Raw genomic sequence first — 20,482 nt, forward strand, 5'->3', positions numbered from 1 at the left:
TCAGTCCGTGCCCACCTTCGACAGCAGGTCCACGATCCGGCCCTGCACCTCCGCGCTCGTCGAGCGCTCCGCCAGGAACAGCACCGTCTCCCCGGCCGTCAGCCCCGTCAGCTGCGCCGGGTCGATCCCGGCCGAGGTGTAGACGACGAGCGGCGTGCGCTTGAGCAGGCCGTTGCCGCGCAGCCAGTCGACGATGCCCGCGCGGCGGCGGCGCACCTGCATCAGGTCCATCACCACCAGGTTCGGGCGCATCTGCGTCGCCAGCGTCACCGCCTCGGCGTCCGTCGCCGCGCGGCCCACCTGCATGCCGCGCCGCTCCAGCGTCTCGGTCAGGGCGATCGCGATCGGCTCCTGCTCCTCGATCAGCAGCACGCGCGGCGGGTGCATCTCGCTGTCGCGCGGCGCCAGCGCCTTCAGCAGCACCGCCGGGTCCGCCCCGTAGGCCGCCTCACGCGTCGCCTGCCCCAGCCCGGCCGTCACCAGGACCGGGACCCCGGCCGCGACGGCCGCCTCGCGCAGCGACTGCAGCGCCGTGCGCGTGATCGGCCCCGTCAGCGGGTCCACGAACAGCGCCGCCGGGTACGCCGACGTCTGCGCGTCGACCTCCTCGCGCGAATGCACCAGCACAGGCCGGTAGCCGCGCTCGGTCAGCGCCGCCTCCGTGGACGGGTCCGGAGCGGGCCACACGAGAAGCCGGCGCGGGTTGTCCAGCGGCTCGGGGGGCAGCTCGTCGTCCATCGGCGGGCGCGGCGCGTTCACGACCTCCACCGCGCCGTTGGGGCCGTCGAGGGGCTCGGGCCCCTCCGAACCCTCGTCCGGAGCTCCTATGGCGAAGGCGCGCCCTGACGGGGCGTCGAGCAGGGGCGTCCGCGGCGCCGGCTGCTGCGCCGGTGCCTGCGGCTGCCCCTGAGGCGGTGCCTGCGGCTCGCGCTCGCCCTCGGCCGGGTTGCCGAGCCGCCGGCGGCGGCCCGAACCGCCCGGCGCCGGCTCCTGGCCGGGCTGCTGGGCGAACGGCGGGGCCTGGCCCAGGGCGCGCACGCTGATCGGGCGCCCCGAGGTGTCCGTGGCGGCGGCGCCGGGCTCCTCCGCCAGGGCCCGGCGCGCCCGGCGGCGGCCGGTCGGGGCGGGGGCGGCGGGCTGCTCCGCACCGGCGGCCGGGCCGCCCGAGCGGGACGGGTCGGTCTCGCGCACACCCGTGGCGCCGTACGACGCGGGGGCGCCTTCCGGAGTGGGCCCACCGGTGTACGGCGCCGGGCCGCCGCTCTGCCCGGGCCGGTCGTGCTCACCGCGGAAGGGGCCGGGCCCGTTCGGCCCGGACTGCATCGTCGCGGCGTCGGGGTCGCCGGCCGGTCGCGCCGGGGCGCCGACGGGCCGGGTGCCCTGAGCGCCGGGTCCGGCAGGACTGGGTCCGGGTGCGGGGCCGCCGGGGCGCGGGCCTGCCGCCGGTCCGGCCGGCCCGTTCGGGCCGGGGAACGTCCCGGGAGCGCTTCCCGCTTCCGCGGGGGCGGGCCCGTTCGGCCCGGGGAAGGACGGGGTGCCGCCCCGGCCGGGAGCATCCGCTCCGGTGGGCGCGGGTCCGTCGGCGCCGGGGAAGGGCGCGGGGACGCTTCCCCGGTCGGCGGGGGCGGGGTCGTTCGTCCCCAGGAAGGCGGACGTTCCGCCGCGCCCCGCCGGGGCGTCCGGGCCGCCCCGGCCCGGGAACGGCGCCGGAGCGGTCCCCGTGGCAGCGGGTGCCGCTCGGCCCGGTGCCGGGAACGGTGCGGGAGCGTTCCCCGCACCGGCGGGCGTGGGGCCGTTCGCTCCGAGGAAGGCGGAGGTGCCGCCGCCCTGCCCGGGGCCGTCCGGGCCACCCGGGGCGGGGAACGGTGCCTGCGGTGCCCTCGCGTCGGCGGGCGCGGGCGCGGGCCCGGGCCGGGCCGGGAACGGCGCCGGAGCGCCTCCCCTGTCCGCGGGGGCGGGGCCGTTCGGGGCGAGGAAGGCGGAGGTGCCGCCGCCCTGCCCGGGGTTGTCCGTGGCGCCGGGTGCGGGGAACGGTGCCTGCGGTGCCCTCGCGTCGGCGGGCGCGGGGCCTGCCTGGCCCGGGAACGGTGCGGGAGCGTTCCCCGGACCGGCGGGGGCCGGTCCGCCCGGGGCGGGGAACGGCGCCGGGGCGCCTGCCCTGTCCGCCGGCGCGGGGCCGTTCGCCCCCAGGAAGGCCGACGTGCCGCCGCGCCCGGCCTGGGCGTCCGCTTCGGCGCCGCGGGCCTCGACCGGGTACGGCGCGCCTGCCGCCGGGCGGCCCGCAGGGCCCTCGTCGTCGGCGGGCTTGCGGGGGGCTCCCGGCAGTCCGCCGGGTTCGCGGGGGCGGTCGGCGTCGGCCGGGGGAAGGGCGAACGGCGCGCGCGGGACGGAGGGCTCCGCGGCGCTCTGGCCGGGGATCGGCCGCTCGGGGGACTCCGCGAGGGCCCGGCGCGCCCGGCGCCCGGTGGGGGCGGCCGCGGCGGCGGACTCGGGCGTGCGGTCGGCCTCGGCGGGCGGCAGGGCGAACGGCGCGCGCGGCGCCTCGGGCTGCTGCGGCTGGTCCCTGCGCGCGCGCCGGCCCGTCGGCCCGGCCGGCGAGCCCTGCGGCGGCACGAGGCCGCTCGCGTCGCCGTCACCGGCCGGCTTCGGCTCCGCGCCCGGCGCGGGATCCGGGCCGGACCCGCCGCCCTGACCCGTACCGGAGGCGTCCTCGGGCCCGCCGCGCCCGTGCCGGGAGGCCCGGCCCGCGGCAGCGGCGTCGCCCCCGTCCGCCGCCGGCGGCACCGGCGGCTCCTCGTCCGTGCGCGGCTTGGCGCGCCGCCGCCCGGTGGGCGGGGTGTCGTCGTTCTGCTCGGGCGGTGCCGGCTGCGCGGCGCCGTCGCCCATGGTGTCGCCGTCCGCGCCCCGGCGCGCCCGCCGCCCGCTGCCCGGTGCGGCGGAGGCGTCGGCGGCACCGGAGGCGGGTGCCTCCGCCGTGCCGCGCGCCCGCTGGGACGGCACCGGCATGACGGTGGTGGCGTTCATCGTGTCCGTGGCGGAGCGCCGCTCCGTGGCGGCGGGGCTGACGGGCCCGCCCTTCGCGGAGACGGGCACCTCCAGGACGTACGCGCTGCCGCCCGACGCGCCCGGCACGTCGTGGGTCTGCAGCACGCCGCCGTGCGCCCGCACGATGCCGCGCACGAGGGGCCCGTGGACGGGGTCGCCCCCCGCGTAGGGGCCGCGCACCTCGATCCGTACGACCTCGCCGCGCTGCGCCGCCGCGACGACGATCGTGGAGTCGCCGGCCGGCGCGCCGCCCGCGGGCGCGTTGCCCGTGGCGTCGACGCCCGCGACGTCCGCGATCAGGTGCGCCAGGGCCTGGGCGAACCGCCCGGGGTCGACCTCGGCGTCGATGGCGGGTGCGTGCACGGCGAACTGCGCCCGCCCGGGGCCGATCAGCTCGACCGCCCCGTCGACGCCCGCGGCCACGACCTCGTCGAGCGGGACGGTCTCCCGCTCCAGCTTGGCCTCGCCGGAGTCCAGGTCCTGATAAGCGAGGACATTGTCGATAAGGGTCGTCATCCGGGCGTATCCGGCGGACAGGTGGTGCAGGATCTGGTTGGCCTCGGGCCACAGCTGGCCGGCCGGGTCGGCGGCCAGGGTGCCGAGCTCGGCGCGCAGTTGCTCCAGCGGGCCGCGCAGGGACTCCTGCAGGACGGCCTGCAGCTGGGCGTGGCGCGCGGCGAGCGCGTCGTACGCCCGGCGGTCGGTGAAGGTCATCACCGCGCCGACGAGCTGGTCGCCGTCGCGCACGGGCGCCGTGGTGAGGTCGACGGGGACCGCCCGGCCGTCCTTGGCCCACAGCGCCTGCCCGCGCACCCGGTGCTTGCGCCCCGAGCGCAGCGTGTCGGCGATCGGGGACTCCTCGTACGGGAACGGCGTGCCGTCCGGCCGGGAGTGGTGGATCAGCGGGTGGAGCTCGCGGCCGCCGAGGTCGCTGGCGCGGTAGCCGAGGATCTGCGCGGCGGACGGGTTGACCAGCACGACCTTGCCGGCGGTGTCGACGCCGACGACGCCCTCCGCGGCGGCCCGCAGGATCATCTCGGTCTGCCGCTGCTGCCGGGCCAGTTCGGCCTCGGTGTCGAGCGTGCCGGTCAGGTCGCGGACGACGAGCATCAGCAGCTCGTCGCCCGTGTAGGGCTGGTGGTCGGCGTACGGGGTGCGGCCGTCCTCCAGGTTCGCGCTCGTCACCTCGACGGGGAACTCCGAACCGTCCGTGCGCCGGGCGACCATGCGCGTCGGCTTGGTGCGGCCGTCGTCGCTGTCGGGCAGGCGCATGGAGCCGGGGATGCGGCGCGAGTCGAAGTCGGGCAGCAGGGAGAGCAGCCCGCGCCCGACGAGCCCCGTGCCGGGAACCTCGAAGGTCTCGAGAGCTATGTGGTTGGCGTTGACGACCGTGCCGTTGCAATTGACGAGCAACAGGGCGTCGGGGAGGGCGTCGAGTATGGCTGCGAGGCGAGCAGCGCCTCGGGATGGCCTGCTGCTCACGACGACGCTTCCTCCCTGGTTACCGCACCTTGCCGACCCTGCCGGGCGGGCGTTCCGCCGCGCCGTGGCGTGTCACTGCAGCGCAGTCTACGGGCTGCCGGGGCGGGCGCGGCGGCGGACGAGGCGTGCGGCGAGGCGCGCCGGACGGGCGCCGTGGGGCGTCCTGCCGCAGGCCCGACATGTCTTACGTGTCAGCCCTTGTGGTGGACGTGGGGGGTACCCGCGGGCGTGCCGAGCAGGCTGGAGAAACGGTCCCAGCGGTCGATCTCGCACCCGTTCTTCCGCGTGAACTCGGCCTTCACGGGGCGGCCGGCCCACCGGCCGGTGACCGTGGCGCGCTGCGGTCCGCCGTAGATCATCGTGCACACCGAGTCCTTGGGGACGGGGGCGAAGGGATCCTTGCCCCAGGTCGTCTGCCCGTCGATCTGGCCGCACGCCTCTCTGACGCGCGGGTGCGTGCCCCCGGACGGGTGGCAGTACAGGTCGTAGGTCCGCACGCCCGCGATGCCGGTGCCGAACTTCCCGGTGTCGCTGACGGTCACCGTGAGGTGGTCGTTGCTCTCGGGGTTGGCCGGGGGCATGGGGAGCCCGGCGGCCGAGGCGGACGGGAGGGAGAGCAGCGCCGCCGGAGCGAGCGCGGCGGCGGCGAGGGCGAGGCGACGGAGCAGCATGCGGGACTCCAGGGTCCGGAGGGGGCAGGCGAGGCGGAAACGGGGGGCGTGCAGGGCCCGGCCGATCCCTTCACCCGTCTAACGCGCCGGGCGGCAACGCGTTGCGCTCGGGAAAACGTCTTTGCCCTGCCTGGTGAAAGCCCGGTACCGTAGGGGTGCGATTGGTGAGCGGCCGCCAGGTTGTGCCATCATCTGCATCGCACCACTCGCGCCTGCGTGGGTGGGCTGGAGGCGTCGCCTAGTCCGGTCTATGGCGCCGCACTGCTAATGCGGTTTGGGACTTAAATCCCATCGAGGGTTCAAATCCCTCCGCCTCCGCAGTCACCGGAAGCCCCGGTCGTCCTTGGGACGGCCGGGGCTTTTGCGTTGCCGGGAGCCTGTCGGCTGATCTTGTCCGGAGGGTGTTTTCGCAGGCCGGAGCCGGTGCGGGGAATGGATTTCGCGTGGCGGCGGAGTTCATGTAATGTTGTCCACGCAACGCCGACCGACAAGAAAACGCCGGGAAGCCGAGCGCTCGTAGCTTAACGGATAGAGCACTTGACTACGGATCAAGAGGTTGCAGGTTCGAATCCTGCCGAGCGCACTGACGGGAGTCTTCCTCCCGTTCGTCGCGGGGTGGAGCAGCTCGGTAGCTCGCTGGGCTCATAACCCAGAGGTCGCAGGTTCAAATCCTGTCCCCGCTACTAAGACCGAAGGCCCGGTACCTCAGGTACCGGGCCTTCGGCGTATCCGGAGCCCTCCCGTCCCGTTCGGGGCGGAAGAGCGCGCGATTCTCAGGAGAATCACAGAGAGCCGAAAGACGCCTCTCACGCGCCGCTCGCACCCTCGTCCCATGACGGCCGACCCCTCCCTCACCCCAGCAGCCCCTGCCGCACCCGCCCCGCTCGTGCGGGACGACGGCGGCCCCATCAGGGTCCTCGTCGTGGACGACGAGGCCTCGCTGGCCGAGCTGCTCCGGCTCGCCCTGCGCTACGAGGGCTGGGACGTGCGCACCGCGGTCGGCGGCGCCGAGGCCGTGCGCGTCGCGCGGGACTTCCGGCCGGACGCCGTCGTCCTCGACGTGATGCTGCCCGACGCGGACGGGCTGACCGTCCTGGGGCGGCTGCGCCGCGAACGCGCCGAGGTGCCGGTGCTCTTCCTCACCGCCAAGGACGCCGTCGAGGACCGCATCGCCGGCCTCACCGCCGGCGGCGACGACTACGTCACCAAGCCCTTCAGCCTGGAGGAGGTCGTCGCCCGGCTGCGCGGGCTGCTGCGCCGGGCCCGCGCCGTCGCGCCGCGCCCCGGCTCCGTCCTCACCGTGGGCGACCTGGTCCTCGACGAGGACAGCCACGAGGTCTCCCGTGGCGGCACGGACATCCACCTCACCGCCACCGAGTTCGAGCTGCTGCGCTTCCTCATGCGCAACCCGCGGCGCGTGCTGAGCAAGCCGCAGATCCTCGACCGGGTCTGGTCGTACGACTTCGGCGGCCAGGCCAACGTCGTGGAGCTCTACATCTCCTACCTGCGGCGGAAGATCGACGCCGGGCGCCCGCCGATGATCCACACGCGGCGCGGCGCCGGCTACCTCATCAAGCCGGCCACGCCGGCGTGAGCCGTCTGTGCCCCTCTCGCCCGCTCCTCGGGCGCCCGCGTCCGCTGCGGACGCGCCTCGTGCTGTCCACCGTCGTGCTGGTCGCCGTCGTCTGCGCGGTGATCGGCACGGTCACGGCCATCGTGCTGCGCAGCTACCTGTACGGGCAGCTCGACACCCAGCTCGGCGAAGCGGCGCGGCGGGCCGCGGCGCCCCACCCGCCGGAGCTCCAGGCCCGCCGGGGCGGCCCGCTGGGCTTCGTGCAGGGCGGCGGCCAGCCCATCGGCACCGTCGGCGCGCTCACCGCGCCCGACGGCCGCGTCGCCGACTCGGCCGTCAGCACGCCCGCCCGCACCACGCGGGGTGGCGAGCCCGTGCGCGAACCGCTGACCTCCGACCAGAGCGAGGCCCTCGCGGCGCTTCCCCGCGACGGCAGGCCGCACGACGTCGCACTGCCCGGGCGCGGACAGTACCGCGCCCAGTCCGTCACCGCCTTCGACGGCACGACGTACCTGGTCGGCATCCCCGCCGCCGCCGTTCAGGAGACCCTCGGCACCCTCGTCGTGGTGGAGGTGTGCGTGACCGCGGCCGGGCTCGTCGCCGCCGGGATCGCCGCCGCGGCCACGGTGCGGATCGCGCTGGGGCCGCTGCGGCGGGTCGCCGCGACGGCCACGCGCGTCTCCGAACTCCCCCTGCACCGGGGCGAAGTGGCCCTGCACGAGCGCGTGCCCGAGGCCGAGGCCGACCCGCGGACCGAGGTCGGTCAGGTCGGTGCGGCGCTCAACCGTATGCTGGGGCACGTGGGTTCGGCGCTGACGGCGCGCCAGGAGAGCGAGACCAGGGTCCGGCAGTTCGTCGCCGACGCGAGCCATGAGCTGCGGACGCCGCTCGCCTCCATCCGCGGCTACGCCGAACTCATCCGCCGGGCCGCGCCCGGCGGGGGCGCCGGTGAAGGCCGCGAAGAGATCGGACCGGTCACCCGGCACGCGCTCGGCCGCATCGAGTCCGAGGCGCACCGGATGACCGGGCTCGTCGAGGACCTGCTGCTCCTCGCCCGCCTGGACGCCGGCCGCCCGCAGGCGCTCGCGGACCTCGACCTCTCTCCGCTCGTGGTCGACGCCGTGAGCGACGCGCGGGCGGCCGGGCCGGGCCACGCCTGGCGCCTCGACCTGCCGGCCGAGCCGGTGGCGGTACGGGGCGACGCGGCCCGTCTGCACCAGGTCCTCGTCAACCTGCTGGCCAACGCCCGTACGCACACGCCGGCGGGGACGACCGTGACCGCTCGCGTACGGGTCGCCTCCGGTGGTTCGCCGCACGGTTCCTCGGGCGGCGGGCTCGTGGAGGTCGAGGTGGAGGACGACGGGCCGGGCATCCCGGCGGAGTTGCTGCCGCACGTCTTCGAGCGGTTCGCGCGGGGGGACGCGTCGCGGACGCGGAACGGGGCGGGTGGTTCGGGTGGTTCGGGGCTGGGGCTTGCGATCGTGCGGGCGGTCGTCGCGGCGCACGGGGGACGGGTGGGGGTGACGAGTGTGCCCGGGCGGACCGTTTTCACGGTGGAACTGCCGGTGCGGCACCTCCCCCAGCTACCACTGGGGGTGCCCCCAGCTGCACCGTCCGGGCTGAGCGCCGTCGCGGCGGGGGATTAGTCCCCCGACTCACAGGGCCGCCACAGGCTGTCCACACCCTCGCGACAGGCGCCCCCGGCAGGGTCGGCTCATGACTGCCGACAGCCCGCCTCTTCCCGCTCGCGCGCCCCTTCTGGTGCGCGGTCGAGGCACCGTGCTCGACGTCGTGACCCCCGTCCACAACGAGGAGGACGACCTGGAGGCGTGCGTGCGCCGGCTGCACGCGCACCTCACGGCGACCTTTCCGTACGGCTTCCGGATCACCGTCGCGGACAACGCGAGCACCGACCGCACGCCCGAGGTCTCCGCTGCCCTGGACGAGGCCTTCGACGAGGTGACCGCCGTCCGGCTGGAGGAGAAGGGGCGGGGGCGGGCGCTGCACACGGTCTGGTCGCTGTCCGAGGCGCCCGTGCTCGCCTATATGGACGTCGACCTGTCCACCGGCCTCAACGCCGTACTGCCGCTCGTCGCCCCGCTGATCTCCGGCCACTCCGACCTCGCCGTGGGGACCCGGCTCGCGGGCGGTTCGCGCGTGGTGCGCGGGCCCCGGCGGGAGTTCATCTCCCGTGCCTACAACGTCCTGTTGCGGACGGGGCTCGCGGCGCGGTTCTCCGACGCGCAGTGCGGGTTCAAGGCGGTCCGCAAGGACGTCGCCGAGAGGCTGCTGCCGCTCGTCGAGGACACGGGGTGGTTCTTCGACACCGAGCTGCTGGTGCTGGCCGAGCGGGCGGGCCTGCGGATCCACGAGGTGCCGGTGGACTGGGTCGACGACCCGGACAGCTCCGTGCGGATCGTCCGCACGGCGGCCGACGACCTGCGCGGCGTGTGGCGCGTGGGGCGCGCCCTCGCCACGGGGGCGCTGCCGCTGGACCGGCTGCGCCGTCCCTTCGGCGACGATCCGCGCGACCGGGCGGTGCCGGGCGTGCCGCGGGGGCCGGCCCGGCAGCTGCTGGGCTTCTGCGCGGTGGGCGTCCTCAGCACCGCCTTCCACCTGGCGCTGTACTCGCTGCTGCGCCAGGCCACCGGCCCGCAGGCGGCGAACGCGGCCGCGCTGCTGCTGTCGGCGCTCGCCAACACCGCGGCCAACCGGCGGCTGGCCTTCGGGGTGCGCGGGCGGGACGGCGCGGTGCGTCACCAGGCGCAGGGCCTGGTCGTCTTCGCCATCGGCCTGGTCCTGACCAGCGGTTCGCTCGTCGCGCTGCACGCGGCGGGCGGCTCCCCGGCCCGAGGAGCCTCTCCCGGCCCCTCCCACGGCGCCGAACTCGCCGTGCTCGTCACGGCCAACCTCGCGGCGACGGTGCTGCGGTTCCTGCTGCTGCGGGCGTGGGTGTTCCCGGCGGCTTCTGCGACAAGGAACGAACGATGACCACGACGACCACCCCGGCCGCGATGACGAAGGCCGCGAAGCTGCGGCTCGCGGCGCTGCTCGCCGTCACCGGCGCGCTCTACCTCTGGGACCTGGGCGCGTCCGGCTACGCCAACCAGTTCTACGCCGCCGCCGCGCAGGCGGGCGGCGCGAGCTGGAAGGCGTTCTTCTTCGGCGCGTCCGACGCCGCCGGGGCGATCACCGTCGACAAGCCGCCGGCCGCGCTCTGGCCGATGGGCCTGTCCGTACGGCTCTTCGGGCTCGGTCCGTGGGCGATCCTGGTGCCCGAGGCGCTGATGGGCGTGGCCGCGGTGGGGGCGCTGTACGCCTCCGTGCGGCGGTACTCCGGGGAGGCGGCCGGCCTGCTGGCGGGTGCGGCGTTCGCGCTGACGCCCGTCGCCGCGCTGATGTTCCGCTTCGACAACCCCGACGCGCTGCTGTGCCTGCTGATGGTGTGCGCCGTGGCGTGCGTCCTGCGGGCGCTGGAGGCCGGGCGGACGGGGTGGCTGCTCCTGGCGGGGCTCTGCTTCGGGCTCGGTTTCCTCACCAAGACGCTGCAGGCGTGGCTGATCCTGCCGCCGCTCGCCCTGCTGTACGCGGTGTGCGCGCCGGTGCGGCCGCTGCGGCGGGCGGGGCAGCTGCTGCTCGCGGGGCTGGTGACCGTCGTCTCCGGCGGCTGGTGGGTCGCCGTGGTGGAGCTGTGGCCCGCGGGCTCGCGCCCGTACATCGGCGGCTCGCAGCACAACAGCTTCCTCGAACTCACCTTCGGCTACAACGGACTCGGCCGCCTCAACGGCAACGAGACCGGGAGCGTGGGCGGGGGCGGCGGGCCCGGCGGCGGCGGGCGCTGGGGCGAGACCGGCATCCTGCGGCTGTTCGGGACGGACATGGGCGGCCAGATCGCCTGGCTGCTGCCCGCGGCGTTCGCGCTGCTGCTGGCGGGGCTGTTCCTGACCCGGCGCGCCGGGAGGACGGACATCCGCCGGGCGGTGTTCCTGGCGTGGGGCGGGTCGCTGCTGATGACCTTCGCGGTCTTCAGCTTCATGTCCGGGATCTTCCACCAGTACTACAACGTCGCCCTGGCGCCGTACGCGGCGGCGCTTGCCGGCGCCGGCGTCGTACTGCTGTGGCAGCGCCGGGCGTTCGCATCGCTGGCCGCGGTGGTGGCGGGGACGGCGGCCTGGGCGTACGTCCTCCTCGGCCGCACCCCGCAGTGGCTGCCGTGGCTGAAGTGGGCCGTGCTGCTGGGCGGTGTCGCGGCGGGGTGCGCGCTGCGGCTCGTACGGCGGGAGCGGGAGCGGCAGCGGGGGAGAGGGGTCGTGGTGGTGGCTGTGGCCCTGTCCACCGGCAGTGCGCTGGCGGCGCCGCTCACGTACACCCTGAACACCGTGCGCACGCCGCACGGCGGGTCGATCGTGACGGCCGGGCCGGCGGTGGAGGGTGCGGGGCGGTTCGGTGGCGGCGGCGTGCGGGCGACCGGGCGGGGCGGCGAACGGTTCGCGGGGCCGGGGGGTGCGCTGCCCGGTCCGGGCGGTAAGGCCCCGGGAGGGGGCCGCGGGCCCGGCGGCGGAGCTGTGGGGGGTCTGCTCGGTGGGCAGCGCGTGGGGGCCGCCGCGGCCGCCGCGGTGAAGAAGGACGCCGCGTCGTACACCTGGGCGGCCGCCGCCGTCGGCTCGCAGAACGCGGCCGCCTACCAGCTCGCCACGCAGGTGCCGGTGATGGCCGTCGGCGGTTTCAACGGGAGCGATCCGTCGCCGACGCTGCGGCAGTTCCAGGCATACGTGGCGGCCGGGAAGGTGCACTACTTCATCGCCTCCGGCGGCGCGGAGCGGCGGGGCGGGCCCGGCGGAGGCGCGCGGGGGAGCTCCGTCTCCGCGGAGATCACGGCCTGGGTGGAGGCGCGTTTCACCAAGGTGTCGGTGGGCGGAGCGACGCTCTACGACCTGACGAAGCCGGTGCGGAAATAAAGCCTTGTACGCCGTAGAAGAAGTCTTGTACAGTGTACGACGCAAGCCAGTCATACGCTGTACAGGGGGGATCGCGCATGTCAGCGCCGACCACGGAATCACCGAGCTCCACCGCATCGCCGCGGCCGGAGCGCAACCCCACCCGGTGGGTGGTGCTCGCCGTGATCTGCCTCGCCCAGCTCACGGTCCTGCTCGACAACACGGTCCTCACGGTCGCCATCCCCTCCCTCACGGAGGAGATGGGCGCCGCGACGTCCGACATCCAGTGGATGATCAACGCCTATTCGCTGGTCCAGGCCGGACTGCTGCTCACCGCGGGCAGCGCCGCCGACCGCTACGGACGCAAGAAGCTGCTCGCCGCCGGGCTCGCCCTCTTCGGCATCGGCTCGCTCGCGGCGGGCCTGTCGGAGACCACCGGGCAGCTGATCGCCGCCCGCGCCGGCATGGGCATCGGCGGAGCGCTGCTGATGACCACCACGCTCGCCGTGATCGTCCAGGTCTTCGACGACGAGGAGCGCACCAAGGCGATCGGGCTGTGGGGCGCGGTCAGCTCGCTCGGCTTCGCCGCCGGGCCGCTGATCGGCGGGGCGCTCCTCAACCACTTCTGGTGGGGCTCGATCTTCCTGATCAACCTGCCGGTGGCGGTGCTCGGCCTGCTGGCCGCCCTCAAGTGGGTGCCGGAGTCCAAGAACCCGGCCGGTGAGCGGCCCGACGTGCTCGGTGCGCTGCTGTCCACGATCGGCATGACCGGCGTGACCTTCGCGATCATCTCCGGGCCCGGGCACGGGTGGACGTCCGCGCGGGTGCTCGTCTCGGGCGCCGTGGGCGTGGTGGTGCTGGCGGCGTTCGCCCTGTGGGAGCGGCGGGCTCCGTACCCGATGCTCGACATGCAGTTCTTCCGCAACCGGCGGTTCGTGGGCGCGGTATCCGGCTCCATCCTCGTCGCCTTCGGCATGGGCGGGTCCTTCTTCCTGCTCACGCAGCACCTGCAGCTCGTGCTCGGCTACGACCCGCTGCAGACCGGGCTGCGGATGTCGCCGCTGGCGCTGGTCATCATCGTCCTCAACCTGACGGGCGTCGGGGCGCGCCTCCTGCCGAAGGTCGGCACGCCGGTCTCGATCGCCGGCGGCATGGGGCTGCTGGCGGCGGGGCTCGCGGCGATCGCGGTCCTCGGTGCGGACGGGTACGGCGGGATGTTCCTCGGGCTCGTACTGATGGGCACCGGCATCGCGCTGGCCATGCCGGCCATGGCCACGGCGATCATGTCCGCGATCCCGCCGGAGAAGGCGGGCGTCGGCGCCGGCCTCAACGGCACGCTGCAGGAGTGCGGCAACGGGCTCGGCGTGGCCGTGCTCGGCGCGGTGCTGAACTCGCGCTTCGCGGCCCTGGTCCCCGCGGTGGCCGCGGGGGCGGGCTCCCTTCCGGCCGCGCTGGCCGACGCCCGCACGGACGGGGACCGCGCGGCGATCGCCGACGCGTTCGCCACGGGCGTGCACACCAGCCAGCTGGTCGGTGCGGCGGCGGTCCTGGCGGGCGGCCTGATCGCAGCGCTCCTGCTGCGCAGGGCGGAGCGGTCGGAGTCACCGCAGTAACGGTTCCCTGGCGGGGGGCGGGCTTGGGCCCGCCTTCCGCCGCGGTGCTTCCGGCGCTGCCGCACCGGCCCGGGGCGGGTCCGGCACCGCCGGGTGGGTGGGCGTTGCGGGCGGGGGTCGGCCCCTTGCTTCCGCCGCGGCGGTGCTCAGTTGTTGTCGCGGTGGGTTTCGGCGGTGCCGTCCGGGCCTGAGGTGGGTCCGGCACCGCCGAGTGGGTGGTGTGGGGTGGCTCGCCGTTGCGGCGGGGGGTGATGGGCCGGGTGGCCCATCGGGCCCTCGGGCCTCGTGGCCCGTCGGATGGCGCGGAGGCATGGGTTCCGGGGCCCCCGGTGGGGGTGGGGCAGGGCCTAGCATTTGTTGCGGATGGGAAATGAGAGGGAGGCGCAGGATGGCGGGCGGCGGTAAGGGCGCGGCGAGCGGGCCGCGGGCCAGTGTGTGGCTGGCCGGGAAGCCCGATCCCGCCCCGCGGCGCGGGGACGACCAGGGCGCGGGCCTCGACCGGCGGCGGATCGTCGCCACGACGATCCGTCTGCTCGACGCCGAGGGCCTGGAGAAGTTCTCCATGCGGCGCCTCGCCGCCGAGCTGGGCGTGACCGCGATGTCGGTCTACTGGTACGTCGACAACAAGGACGACCTCCTCGAGTACGCCCTCGACGAGATCTGGGCCGAGGTGCCGCTCCCGGACCCGTCCGACGAGGGCGCCGACTGGCGCGACCAGCTCCGGAGCATGGCCGAGGCCTACCGCAGGTGCCTCGCCGACCACCCGTGGGTCTCCCACCTGGTCGGCCGGTACCTCAACCTCGGCCCCCACTCCATGGCGTTCTCGAACTCCACCCTCGTCGTGATGGCCCGCAGCGGCATCCCCCAGGAGCGCGTCACCGGCGCGCTCGCCGCCCTCTTCCAGTTCGTCTACGGCTTCTGCACGGTCGAGGGCCTGTACAAGGAGCGCTGCCGGGCGGCCGGCGTCACCGAGGACGAGTACTTCCGGGACGTCATGAACGTGGTCACCGCGAAACCCGAGTGGGCGGAGACCTACCAGGAGGCCGCCGAGGTCACCGAGACCTGGGAGAAGGCGGGGAGCGTCGCGGAGATGCGGCAGCGCGACTTCGCGTACGCCCTCGACACGGTGATCGCCGGCATCGAGGTCATGCGGGACCGCGGCCCCGACGCCTGACCGGCTCCGACGCCTGACCGGCTCCCGGATGACCGAAGGCCCCGGCCGGTGGCGCGCAGGCCGTCCCCTGCCTGTGCGCGCGCCACCACCCGGGGCCCGTCTCCGGGACCTTCATGCCGTTCCGGTCCCGGTTCTCCGTCCGCCGGGGGCGCGTCTCCGCTCGATTCCGCGCCCCGGCCGACGGGGTCTGTCAGCCGCCCTGCCGGGCGGGTTCCGCGTCCTGTCCCACGGCGGGGGCGGCACCGGCCGCCGGCGCCCCGGGCCGTCCCTGCAGGGCGACCTCCTTGATGAACAGGGTCAGGACGAAGGCCAGCAGCGCGCACGGCGCGGCGTAGAGGAACACGTCGCCCACCCCGTGCCCGTAGGCGCTCTCGACGACCGTCCGCAGCGGCGCGGGCATCGCGTCCAGCTTGGGGATGCCGCCGCCGGAGCCGCCGCTCTTCGCCGCGGCGGCCGCGGCCTGCGGGCCGAGCGCGGCGATGCCGTCCTTGACGTAGTCCGTCACCCGGTTGCCGAGCACCGCGCCGAGCGCGGAGACGCCGACCGCACCGCCGAGGGAGCGGAAGAAGGTGACGACGGAGCTGGCGGCGCCGAGGTCCTTGGGGGCGACCTGGTTCTGCGTGCAGAGCACCAGGTTCTGCATCATCATGCCCATGCCGAGGCCGACGAGGGCCATGTAGACGGCCAGGTGCCAGTACGGCGTGTCGTAGCGCATGGTGCCGAGCAGCCCGAGGCCCGCGGTGAGCAGCACGCCACCGCTGACCAGCCAGGCCTTCCAGCGGCCGGTCTTGGTGATGATCTGCCCGGAGATCGTCGACGACAGGAACAGGCCGGCGATCATCGGGATCGTCATCACGCCGGACATCGTCGGCGACTTGCCGCGCGCCAGCTGGAAGTACTGCGAGAAGAAGACCGTGCCGCTGAACATCGCGACACCGACGAAGAGGCTCGCCGCCGACGACAGAGTGATCGTCTTGTTGCGGAACAGCCGCAGCGGGATGATCGGTTCGGACGCCTTGGACTCGACGTAGACGAAGATCGCACCGAGCACGACCGAGCCGCCGACCATGGCGTACGTCTGCCACGAGATCCAGTCGTAGTTCTTGCCCGCGAGGGTCACCCACACCAGCAGCAGCGTCACCGAGGCGCTGATGAAGAACGCGCCGAGCCAGTCGACCTTCACGTCCCGCTTCACCACGGGCAGCTTCAGCGTCTTCTGCAGCACGATCAGCGCGATCACGGCGAAGGGCACGCCGACGTAGAAGCACCAGCGCCAGCCGAGCCAGTCGGTGTCGGTGATGACGCCGCCGAGCAGCGGGCCGCCGACCGTCGCGACGGCGAAGGTCGCACCGAGGTAGCCGCTGTAACGGCCGCGCTCGCGCGGGGAGATCATCGCCGCCATGATGATCTGCGCCAGCGCGGACAGACCGCCGACGCCGATGCCCTGGATGGCGCGGCAGGCGATGAGCGTGCCGGTGTTCTGCGAGAGGCCGGCCACGACCGAGCCCGCGACGTAGACGATCAGGGCTATCTGGACCAGCAGCTTCTTGCTGAACAGGTCGGAGAGCTTGCCCCACAGCGGGGTGGACGCGGTCATCGCCAGGAGCGAGGCCGTGACGACCCAGGTGTAGGAGGACTGGCTGCCGTGCAGATCGGAGATGATCTCGGGCAGTGCGTTGGAGACGATCGTCGAGGACAGGATGGCGACGAACATGCCGAGCAGCAGCCCGGACAGCGCCTCCATGATCTGCCGGTGAGTCATGGGGGCGCCGGCGTCCTGGCCGCCGTGCTTGGCGTGGCCGCCCCCCACACCGGCCGGTGCGGTCGAAGCCATGAAGTTCCTTTGCGGTGCGTGTGTGAGTCCTATGGGTCTTGCGGGTCTGCGGTGCCGGTCCACGCGGTGCGCGGGGTCCGGCAGCCGTCGAAGCTCTCGCGGAAGCGTCCGAGCAGCTCGATGAGCCGGCCGACGTCCTCCGACGACCAGTCCTGCAGGCAGGTCGCGAGCGCCTGGGTGTAGCGCCCGGAGACCTGCCGGAGCAGGGCCTCGCCGCCGGGGCTGATGCGCAGCAGCCGGGACCGCCGGTCGGCGGGGTCCGGGTGCCGTTCGAGCCAGCCCCGGGCCTCCGCGTAGGCGACGTGCCGGCTGGTCACCGACATGTCGATCAGCAGCAGTTCGGCGAGTTTGCCCATGCGCATCTCGCCGTACTGCCGCAGCGTCATCAGCACGACGGCCGAGGCCGGCGAGCAGTCCGCCGGGAGCACGCGGGCGAGGTCGCGCCGGGCGGCGGCGACGGCGCTGAGCTGCCGGGCGAGCTCTTCGTACTGCTCCTGCTCGGCCACGCGCCGCCCTCCCCACCTACAGTTGCTTAGGGCAACGATGTAACCAGGAGTTGGTTGCTACAGGCAAGTGAAATGGGGTTTCCGTGGGTAAAGGTAGGGCCAAGGATTTCTAGAGGGGTGTAAAGCCGCAGGTCGGAGCGGAAACGGACGGAGCGCCTCAGTAGAGCGGGGCGCTGCGCGCCATCCGCCCCTCCTTCGCTAGGGTCCTGGCCTATGGCCAACCCCCATCAGCAGAACCCCGAGGGCTACGACCCGGCGGGCAGCACCCAGATGTTCCGCGCCTTCGTCGACGAGGGCCAGGGCGGCCCCTCGGGCAGGCGCGCGGCGGCACCCGCCCCCGCCCGGTCGTCCGGCCCCCGCGTCGGCCTGATCGCCGGCGTGATCGCGGGCATCGCGGTCGTCGCGGCCGTGGTGTGGCTCGCGCTCGGCTGAGCCCGGGCCGGGGTCCGGGCCCGGGCGGCCTCCCGGCCTAACCCCACTCCACCTTCACGTCGCGCGTCTCGACGTGCATGCCCCACGGCACGCGCCAGGCGTCGACGCACACCGTCCACGCCCCCTCGGCCGCCGCGCCCGCCTCGATCGGCACCGGCAGCGGCTGCGCCGAGGTGATCGTGGACCAGTCCAGGCCGAGCAGGTCGATCACGTGGCTGCCGAAGGTGACGGTGCCCGTGGTGACGGGGCTGCCACCGGAGTTGGCGAGCGGCACGGTGACCTTCTCGCACCAGCGCCGCCCCTCGTCGTCCGCGGACCGGCGCGGCTCGCCGGTCTCCAGCCGGGCGGCCTCGGGAGTGTGCGACGGCTGCCCGGGGCGTGAGGACGGTGAAGGGGGCGACGGCGGCGACGGTTTCGCCGGCGATGCGGGGCTCCCGGTGCGCGAACGGCCCCCGGCGCCCGTACGGGGATCGGTGCCGTGTCCGGCGCCCTGCGGACTGCCGCTCCTGCCGGACGGAGGCAGCGGCGACTGCAGTGATGGTGGTGACTGCGGTGACTGCGGGGACGAAGGGCCTGGCGGTCGGGAAGAACCCGGAGCCGGAGGGCCCGGTGAGTGGCCCGGCGAGCGGCCGGAAGGCGGCGCTGCGGGCAGGGAGTGGAACTCGACGCCCTCGTCGGGCGGAACGGCGCCGCCCACCGGGTGGGAGGACGAGCCGGGGCCTGCCGCCTCGGAGGCGACGTAGGCGTCGCGGTCGGTGCCGCCGCAACCTGCGAGAACGGTTCCCAGGGTGAGCGCGGCCGCCGCGGCTGTGGCGGATGCGGAGACGATCGTCTTCCGACGCATCGGCCCAGTGTGTCTGACGGTCAGTCAGGAGTACAGAGGCGGGTGGCGCAGAAGTAGGCGGCGCAGAAGTGGGTGGCGCGGAGATGGGTGGCGCGGAGATGGATGGTGCGGGCCGGCGATCCCCCGTGCGACTCGCCGAATGGTGGATGTTCCCCCGTGAGATCCCCCGTGGTGGTGCGTCTAGTCGGCGATGAGACCCTCGCGGAGCTGTGAAAGCGTCCTGGTCAGGAGGCGGGAGACGTGCATCTGTGAGATGCCGACCTCTTCGCCGATCTGCGACTGCGTCATATTGGCGAAGAAGCGCAGCATGATGATCTGCCGTTCCCTGGGGGGCAGTTTGGCCAGGAGGGGTTTGAGGGACTCGCGGTACTCGACGCCCTCCAGCGCGCTGTCCTCGTAGCCGAGCCGGTCCGCGAGGGAGCCCTCGCCGCCGTCGTCCTCCGGGGAGGGGGAGTCGAGGGAGCTCGCGGTATAGGCATTGCCGACGGCCAGGCCGTCGACGACGTCGTCCTCGGAGACGCCCAGGCACAGGGCCAGTTCGGGCACCGTCGGCGAGCGGTCGAGCTTCTGTGCGAGCTCGTCGCTGGCCTTGGTGAGGGCGAGGCGCAGCTCCTGCAGCCGGCGCGGCACGCGCACCGACCAACTCGTGTCCCGGAAGAACCGCTTGATCTCGCCCACGACCGTGGGCATCGCGAAGGTGGGGAACTCCACGCCCCGTTCGCAGTCGAACCGGTCGATCGCCTTGATCAGGCCGATCGTGCCGACCTGGACGATGTCCTCCATGGGCTCGTTGCGGCTGCGGAAGCGGGCGGCCGCGTAGCGCACGAGGGGGAGGTTGAGCTCGATCAGGGTGTCGCGGACGTAGGCGCGCTCCGCGCTGTCCCGGTCGAGGGCGGCCAGGCGCAGGAAGAGGGAACGGGAGAGGGTGCGGGTGTCGATGGATTCGCAGTCGTCGAGCACGGCGTGCGGTGCGTCGGTGGCGAGCACCTTCGCGCTGCCCAGGTCTACGGACATGCCACCCCCTTGAGGTCGCGGACGGGTCACAGCGGTGCCCCTCGCACGAGGGGTTGGCCCCCACCTGAATACCGGAGGCCGCGCTGTGGCAAACGCAGTTCCTGCAGAATGTCACATGTCGGCAACACGCTGTAGCGTCAAGTCGACATATCTGCTGCCTCGTATGAGGAGGGGGTCACTCGTGAGGGTTAGGCTTCGATCCGATTTGCGGAACGCAGCCGCGCGAAGCTCCGCGAGAGCAGCCGGGATACGTGCATCTGGGAGACGCCCAGCTCCGCACTGATCTGGGACTGCGTCAGATTGCTGTAATAGCGCAGCAGCAGAATGCGCTGCTCGCGCTCCGGCAGCTGCACGAGCAGGTGGCGCACGAGGTCACGGTGTTCGACCCCGGCGAGTGCCGGGTCCTCGTAGCCCAGCCGGTCCAGCAGCCCGGGCAGCCCGTCGCCCTCCTGCGCGGCCTCCAGTGAGGTGGCGTGGTACGAGCGACCGGCCTCGATGCAGGCCAGCACCTCGTCCTCGGGGATGCGCAGCCGCTCGGCGATCTCGGCGGTGGTGGGCGTGCGGCCGTGCAGCACGGTGAGGTCCTCGCTGGCGCCGTTGACCTGCACCCACAGCTCGTGCAGCCGGCGCGGGACGTGCACGGTGCGCACGTTGTCGCGGAAGTAGCGCTTGATCTCGCCGACCACGGTGGGCATCGCGAAGGTCGGGAACTGCACGCCGCGGTCCGGGTCGAACCGGTCGATGGCGTTGATCAGGCCGATCGTGCCGACCTGGATCACGTCCTCCATCGGCTCGTTGCGGCTGCGGAAGCGGGCGGCGGCGTAGCGGACGAGGGGGAGGTTCGCCTCGATGAGCGCGGCCCGCACGCGTGCGTGCTCGGGCGTGCCGGTCTCCAGGGTGACGAATTCCTTGAAGAGCACCTGCGTGAGGGCCCTGGCGTCGGCGCCGCGGCTCCTCGGGTGATCGGTGCCGGCGTCGTCGGTGTCGGTGTCGGGGTCGGTGTCGGTTCCGGCGTCCCCCGTGGTGCCCGCGGCGGGGGGCGCGGCAGCCTTCGTCGCGGCGGTTTTCACGGCGGTGCTGGCGGGGCCGGCCGGGCCGGCGCCCGGACCGCTGCCCCGGCCGGGGTCGTCGAGGAGCTCGGGGCCGCCGGGGTCGGCGTCGGGTCCGAGGGGGCGCGCGGTGGCACCCGCGGGCGGCTGGTCGCGCTGGGGAGGGGCTTCCTGGAGGGGGGCTTCGGGGACGGTTCGGGCCGACACGGTTCTGCCACCCTTCATGGTCAACTCATCCGGCAAAAGCGGTCATAGCATCACAAGACATGTGCACTGTGTGCAAGAACCCCATAACATCGTGTTGACCA

At 74.3% G+C, this 20,482-nt stretch carries 13 protein-coding genes, 3 tRNA genes and 1 pseudogene; 10 read left to right on the top strand and 7 right to left on the bottom strand.

Features of this window, described 5'->3' with window-relative positions; genetic code table 11:
- Both NQU55_RS14010 and NQU55_RS14015 read right to left on the bottom strand, forming a co-directional pair.
- Window positions 1-4,527 carry a PAS domain-containing protein gene (locus NQU55_RS14010; protein ID WP_168094181.1) on the bottom strand — a complete coding sequence of 1,509 codons (4,527 nt, stop codon included), beginning with the start codon at window positions 4,525-4,527 and terminating at the stop codon, window positions 1-3.
- 191 nt (window positions 4,528-4,718) lie between these two features.
- Window positions 4,719-5,198, bottom strand: a complete 480-nt coding sequence (locus NQU55_RS14015; protein WP_168094180.1) for an SSI family serine proteinase inhibitor — start codon at window positions 5,196-5,198, stop codon at window positions 4,719-4,721.
- Between the two features lie 227 nt (window positions 5,199-5,425).
- Here NQU55_RS14015 and NQU55_RS14020 point away from each other — a divergent pair.
- From NQU55_RS14020 to NQU55_RS14060, 9 genes are all read left to right on the top strand, one after another.
- Window positions 5,426-5,516, top strand: a tRNA-Ser gene (locus tag NQU55_RS14020).
- Between the two features lie 192 nt (window positions 5,517-5,708).
- Window positions 5,709-5,781, top strand: a tRNA-Arg gene (locus NQU55_RS14025).
- Window positions 5,782-5,807: 26 nt separating this feature from the next.
- Window positions 5,808-5,881: transfer RNA gene (locus NQU55_RS14030), tRNA-Met, on the top strand.
- 149 nt (window positions 5,882-6,030) lie between these two features.
- The gene (locus NQU55_RS14035; protein ID WP_256790622.1) at window positions 6,031-6,792 is read left to right on the top strand and encodes a response regulator transcription factor; all 762 of its coding nucleotides are present in this window, start codon (window positions 6,031-6,033) and stop codon (window positions 6,790-6,792) included.
- A gap of 5 nt (window positions 6,793-6,797) precedes the next feature.
- Entirely contained in the window at window positions 6,798-8,417 is a 1,620-nt protein-coding gene (locus NQU55_RS14040; RefSeq protein ID WP_168094215.1) for a sensor histidine kinase, read from the top strand.
- Window positions 8,418-8,487: 70 nt separating this feature from the next.
- Entirely contained in the window at window positions 8,488-9,762 is a 1,275-nt protein-coding gene (locus NQU55_RS14045) for a bifunctional glycosyltransferase family 2/GtrA family protein (protein WP_168094214.1), read from the top strand.
- Complete coding sequence (locus NQU55_RS14050) at window positions 9,759-11,729, top strand: ArnT family glycosyltransferase (protein WP_168094213.1); 1,971 nt, start codon at window positions 9,759-9,761, stop codon at window positions 11,727-11,729. Before NQU55_RS14045 ends, NQU55_RS14050 begins: the two co-directional genes overlap by 4 nt.
- A 77-nt stretch (window positions 11,730-11,806) precedes the next feature.
- Entirely contained in the window at window positions 11,807-13,321 is a 1,515-nt protein-coding gene (locus tag NQU55_RS14055) for an MFS transporter (RefSeq protein WP_168094212.1), read from the top strand.
- Between the two features lie 388 nt (window positions 13,322-13,709).
- On the top strand, window positions 13,710-14,495 hold the full coding sequence (locus NQU55_RS14060; RefSeq protein WP_168094211.1) for a TetR/AcrR family transcriptional regulator: 786 nt from the start codon (window positions 13,710-13,712) through the stop codon (window positions 14,493-14,495).
- 205 nt (window positions 14,496-14,700) lie between these two features.
- On the opposite strand, the pseudogene NQU55_RS14065 reads toward NQU55_RS14060, so the two are convergent.
- Window positions 14,701-16,257: pseudogene (locus tag NQU55_RS14065) on the bottom strand (MDR family MFS transporter); the annotation flags it as partial.
- Window positions 16,258-16,358: 101 nt separating this feature from the next.
- On the bottom strand, window positions 16,359-16,835 hold the full coding sequence (locus NQU55_RS14070; RefSeq protein WP_168094209.1) for a MarR family winged helix-turn-helix transcriptional regulator: 477 nt from the start codon (window positions 16,833-16,835) through the stop codon (window positions 16,359-16,361).
- A gap of 213 nt (window positions 16,836-17,048) precedes the next feature.
- On the opposite strand from NQU55_RS14070, the gene NQU55_RS14075 reads away from it, so the two are divergent.
- The gene (locus NQU55_RS14075) at window positions 17,049-17,267 is read left to right on the top strand and encodes a hypothetical protein (RefSeq protein ID WP_168094208.1); all 219 of its coding nucleotides are present in this window, start codon (window positions 17,049-17,051) and stop codon (window positions 17,265-17,267) included.
- 37 nt (window positions 17,268-17,304) lie between these two features.
- On the opposite strand, the gene NQU55_RS14080 is transcribed toward NQU55_RS14075, so the two are convergent.
- The 3 genes from NQU55_RS14080 to NQU55_RS14090 form a co-directional block, all read right to left on the bottom strand.
- Window positions 17,305-18,111: a hypothetical protein gene (locus tag NQU55_RS14080; RefSeq protein ID WP_256790623.1), complete on the bottom strand. Its 807-nt coding sequence runs from the start codon at window positions 18,109-18,111 to the stop codon at window positions 17,305-17,307.
- A gap of 180 nt (window positions 18,112-18,291) precedes the next feature.
- The gene (locus NQU55_RS14085) at window positions 18,292-19,125 is read right to left on the bottom strand and encodes an RNA polymerase sigma factor SigF (RefSeq protein WP_058045431.1); all 834 of its coding nucleotides are present in this window, start codon (window positions 19,123-19,125) and stop codon (window positions 18,292-18,294) included.
- A gap of 188 nt (window positions 19,126-19,313) precedes the next feature.
- On the bottom strand, window positions 19,314-20,399 hold the full coding sequence (locus NQU55_RS14090; RefSeq protein WP_372504717.1) for an RNA polymerase sigma factor SigF: 1,086 nt from the start codon (window positions 20,397-20,399) through the stop codon (window positions 19,314-19,316).
- Window positions 20,400-20,482 lie beyond the last annotated feature (83 nt).

The sequence above is a fragment of the Streptomyces telluris genome, from assembly GCF_024519335.1.
Taxonomy (GTDB): Bacteria; Actinomycetota; Actinomycetes; order Streptomycetales; family Streptomycetaceae; genus Streptomyces; species Streptomyces telluris.

What these genes read in the sequence shown, in the direction of transcription:
- NQU55_RS14015 (WP_168094180.1), bottom strand. Translation starts at nt 5,198, where the DNA reads ATGCTGCTCCGTCGCCTCGCCCTCGCCGCCGCCGCGCTCGCTCCGGCG.
- NQU55_RS14035 (WP_256790622.1), top strand. Translation starts at nt 6,031, where the DNA reads ATGACGGCCGACCCCTCCCTCACCCCAGCAGCCCCTGCCGCACCCGCC.
- NQU55_RS14045 (WP_168094214.1), top strand. Translation starts at nt 8,488, where the DNA reads ATGACTGCCGACAGCCCGCCTCTTCCCGCTCGCGCGCCCCTTCTGGTG.
- NQU55_RS14050 (WP_168094213.1), top strand. Translation starts at nt 9,759, where the DNA reads ATGACCACGACGACCACCCCGGCCGCGATGACGAAGGCCGCGAAGCTG.
- NQU55_RS14055 (WP_168094212.1), top strand. Translation starts at nt 11,807, where the DNA reads ATGTCAGCGCCGACCACGGAATCACCGAGCTCCACCGCATCGCCGCGG.
- NQU55_RS14060 (WP_168094211.1), top strand. Translation starts at nt 13,710, where the DNA reads ATGGCGGGCGGCGGTAAGGGCGCGGCGAGCGGGCCGCGGGCCAGTGTG.
- NQU55_RS14075 (WP_168094208.1), top strand. Translation starts at nt 17,049, where the DNA reads ATGGCCAACCCCCATCAGCAGAACCCCGAGGGCTACGACCCGGCGGGC.
- NQU55_RS14080 (WP_256790623.1), bottom strand. Translation starts at nt 18,111, where the DNA reads ATGCGTCGGAAGACGATCGTCTCCGCATCCGCCACAGCCGCGGCGGCC.
- NQU55_RS14085 (WP_058045431.1), bottom strand. Translation starts at nt 19,125, where the DNA reads ATGTCCGTAGACCTGGGCAGCGCGAAGGTGCTCGCCACCGACGCACCG.
- NQU55_RS14090 (WP_372504717.1), bottom strand. Translation starts at nt 20,399, where the DNA reads ATGAAGGGTGGCAGAACCGTGTCGGCCCGAACCGTCCCCGAAGCCCCC.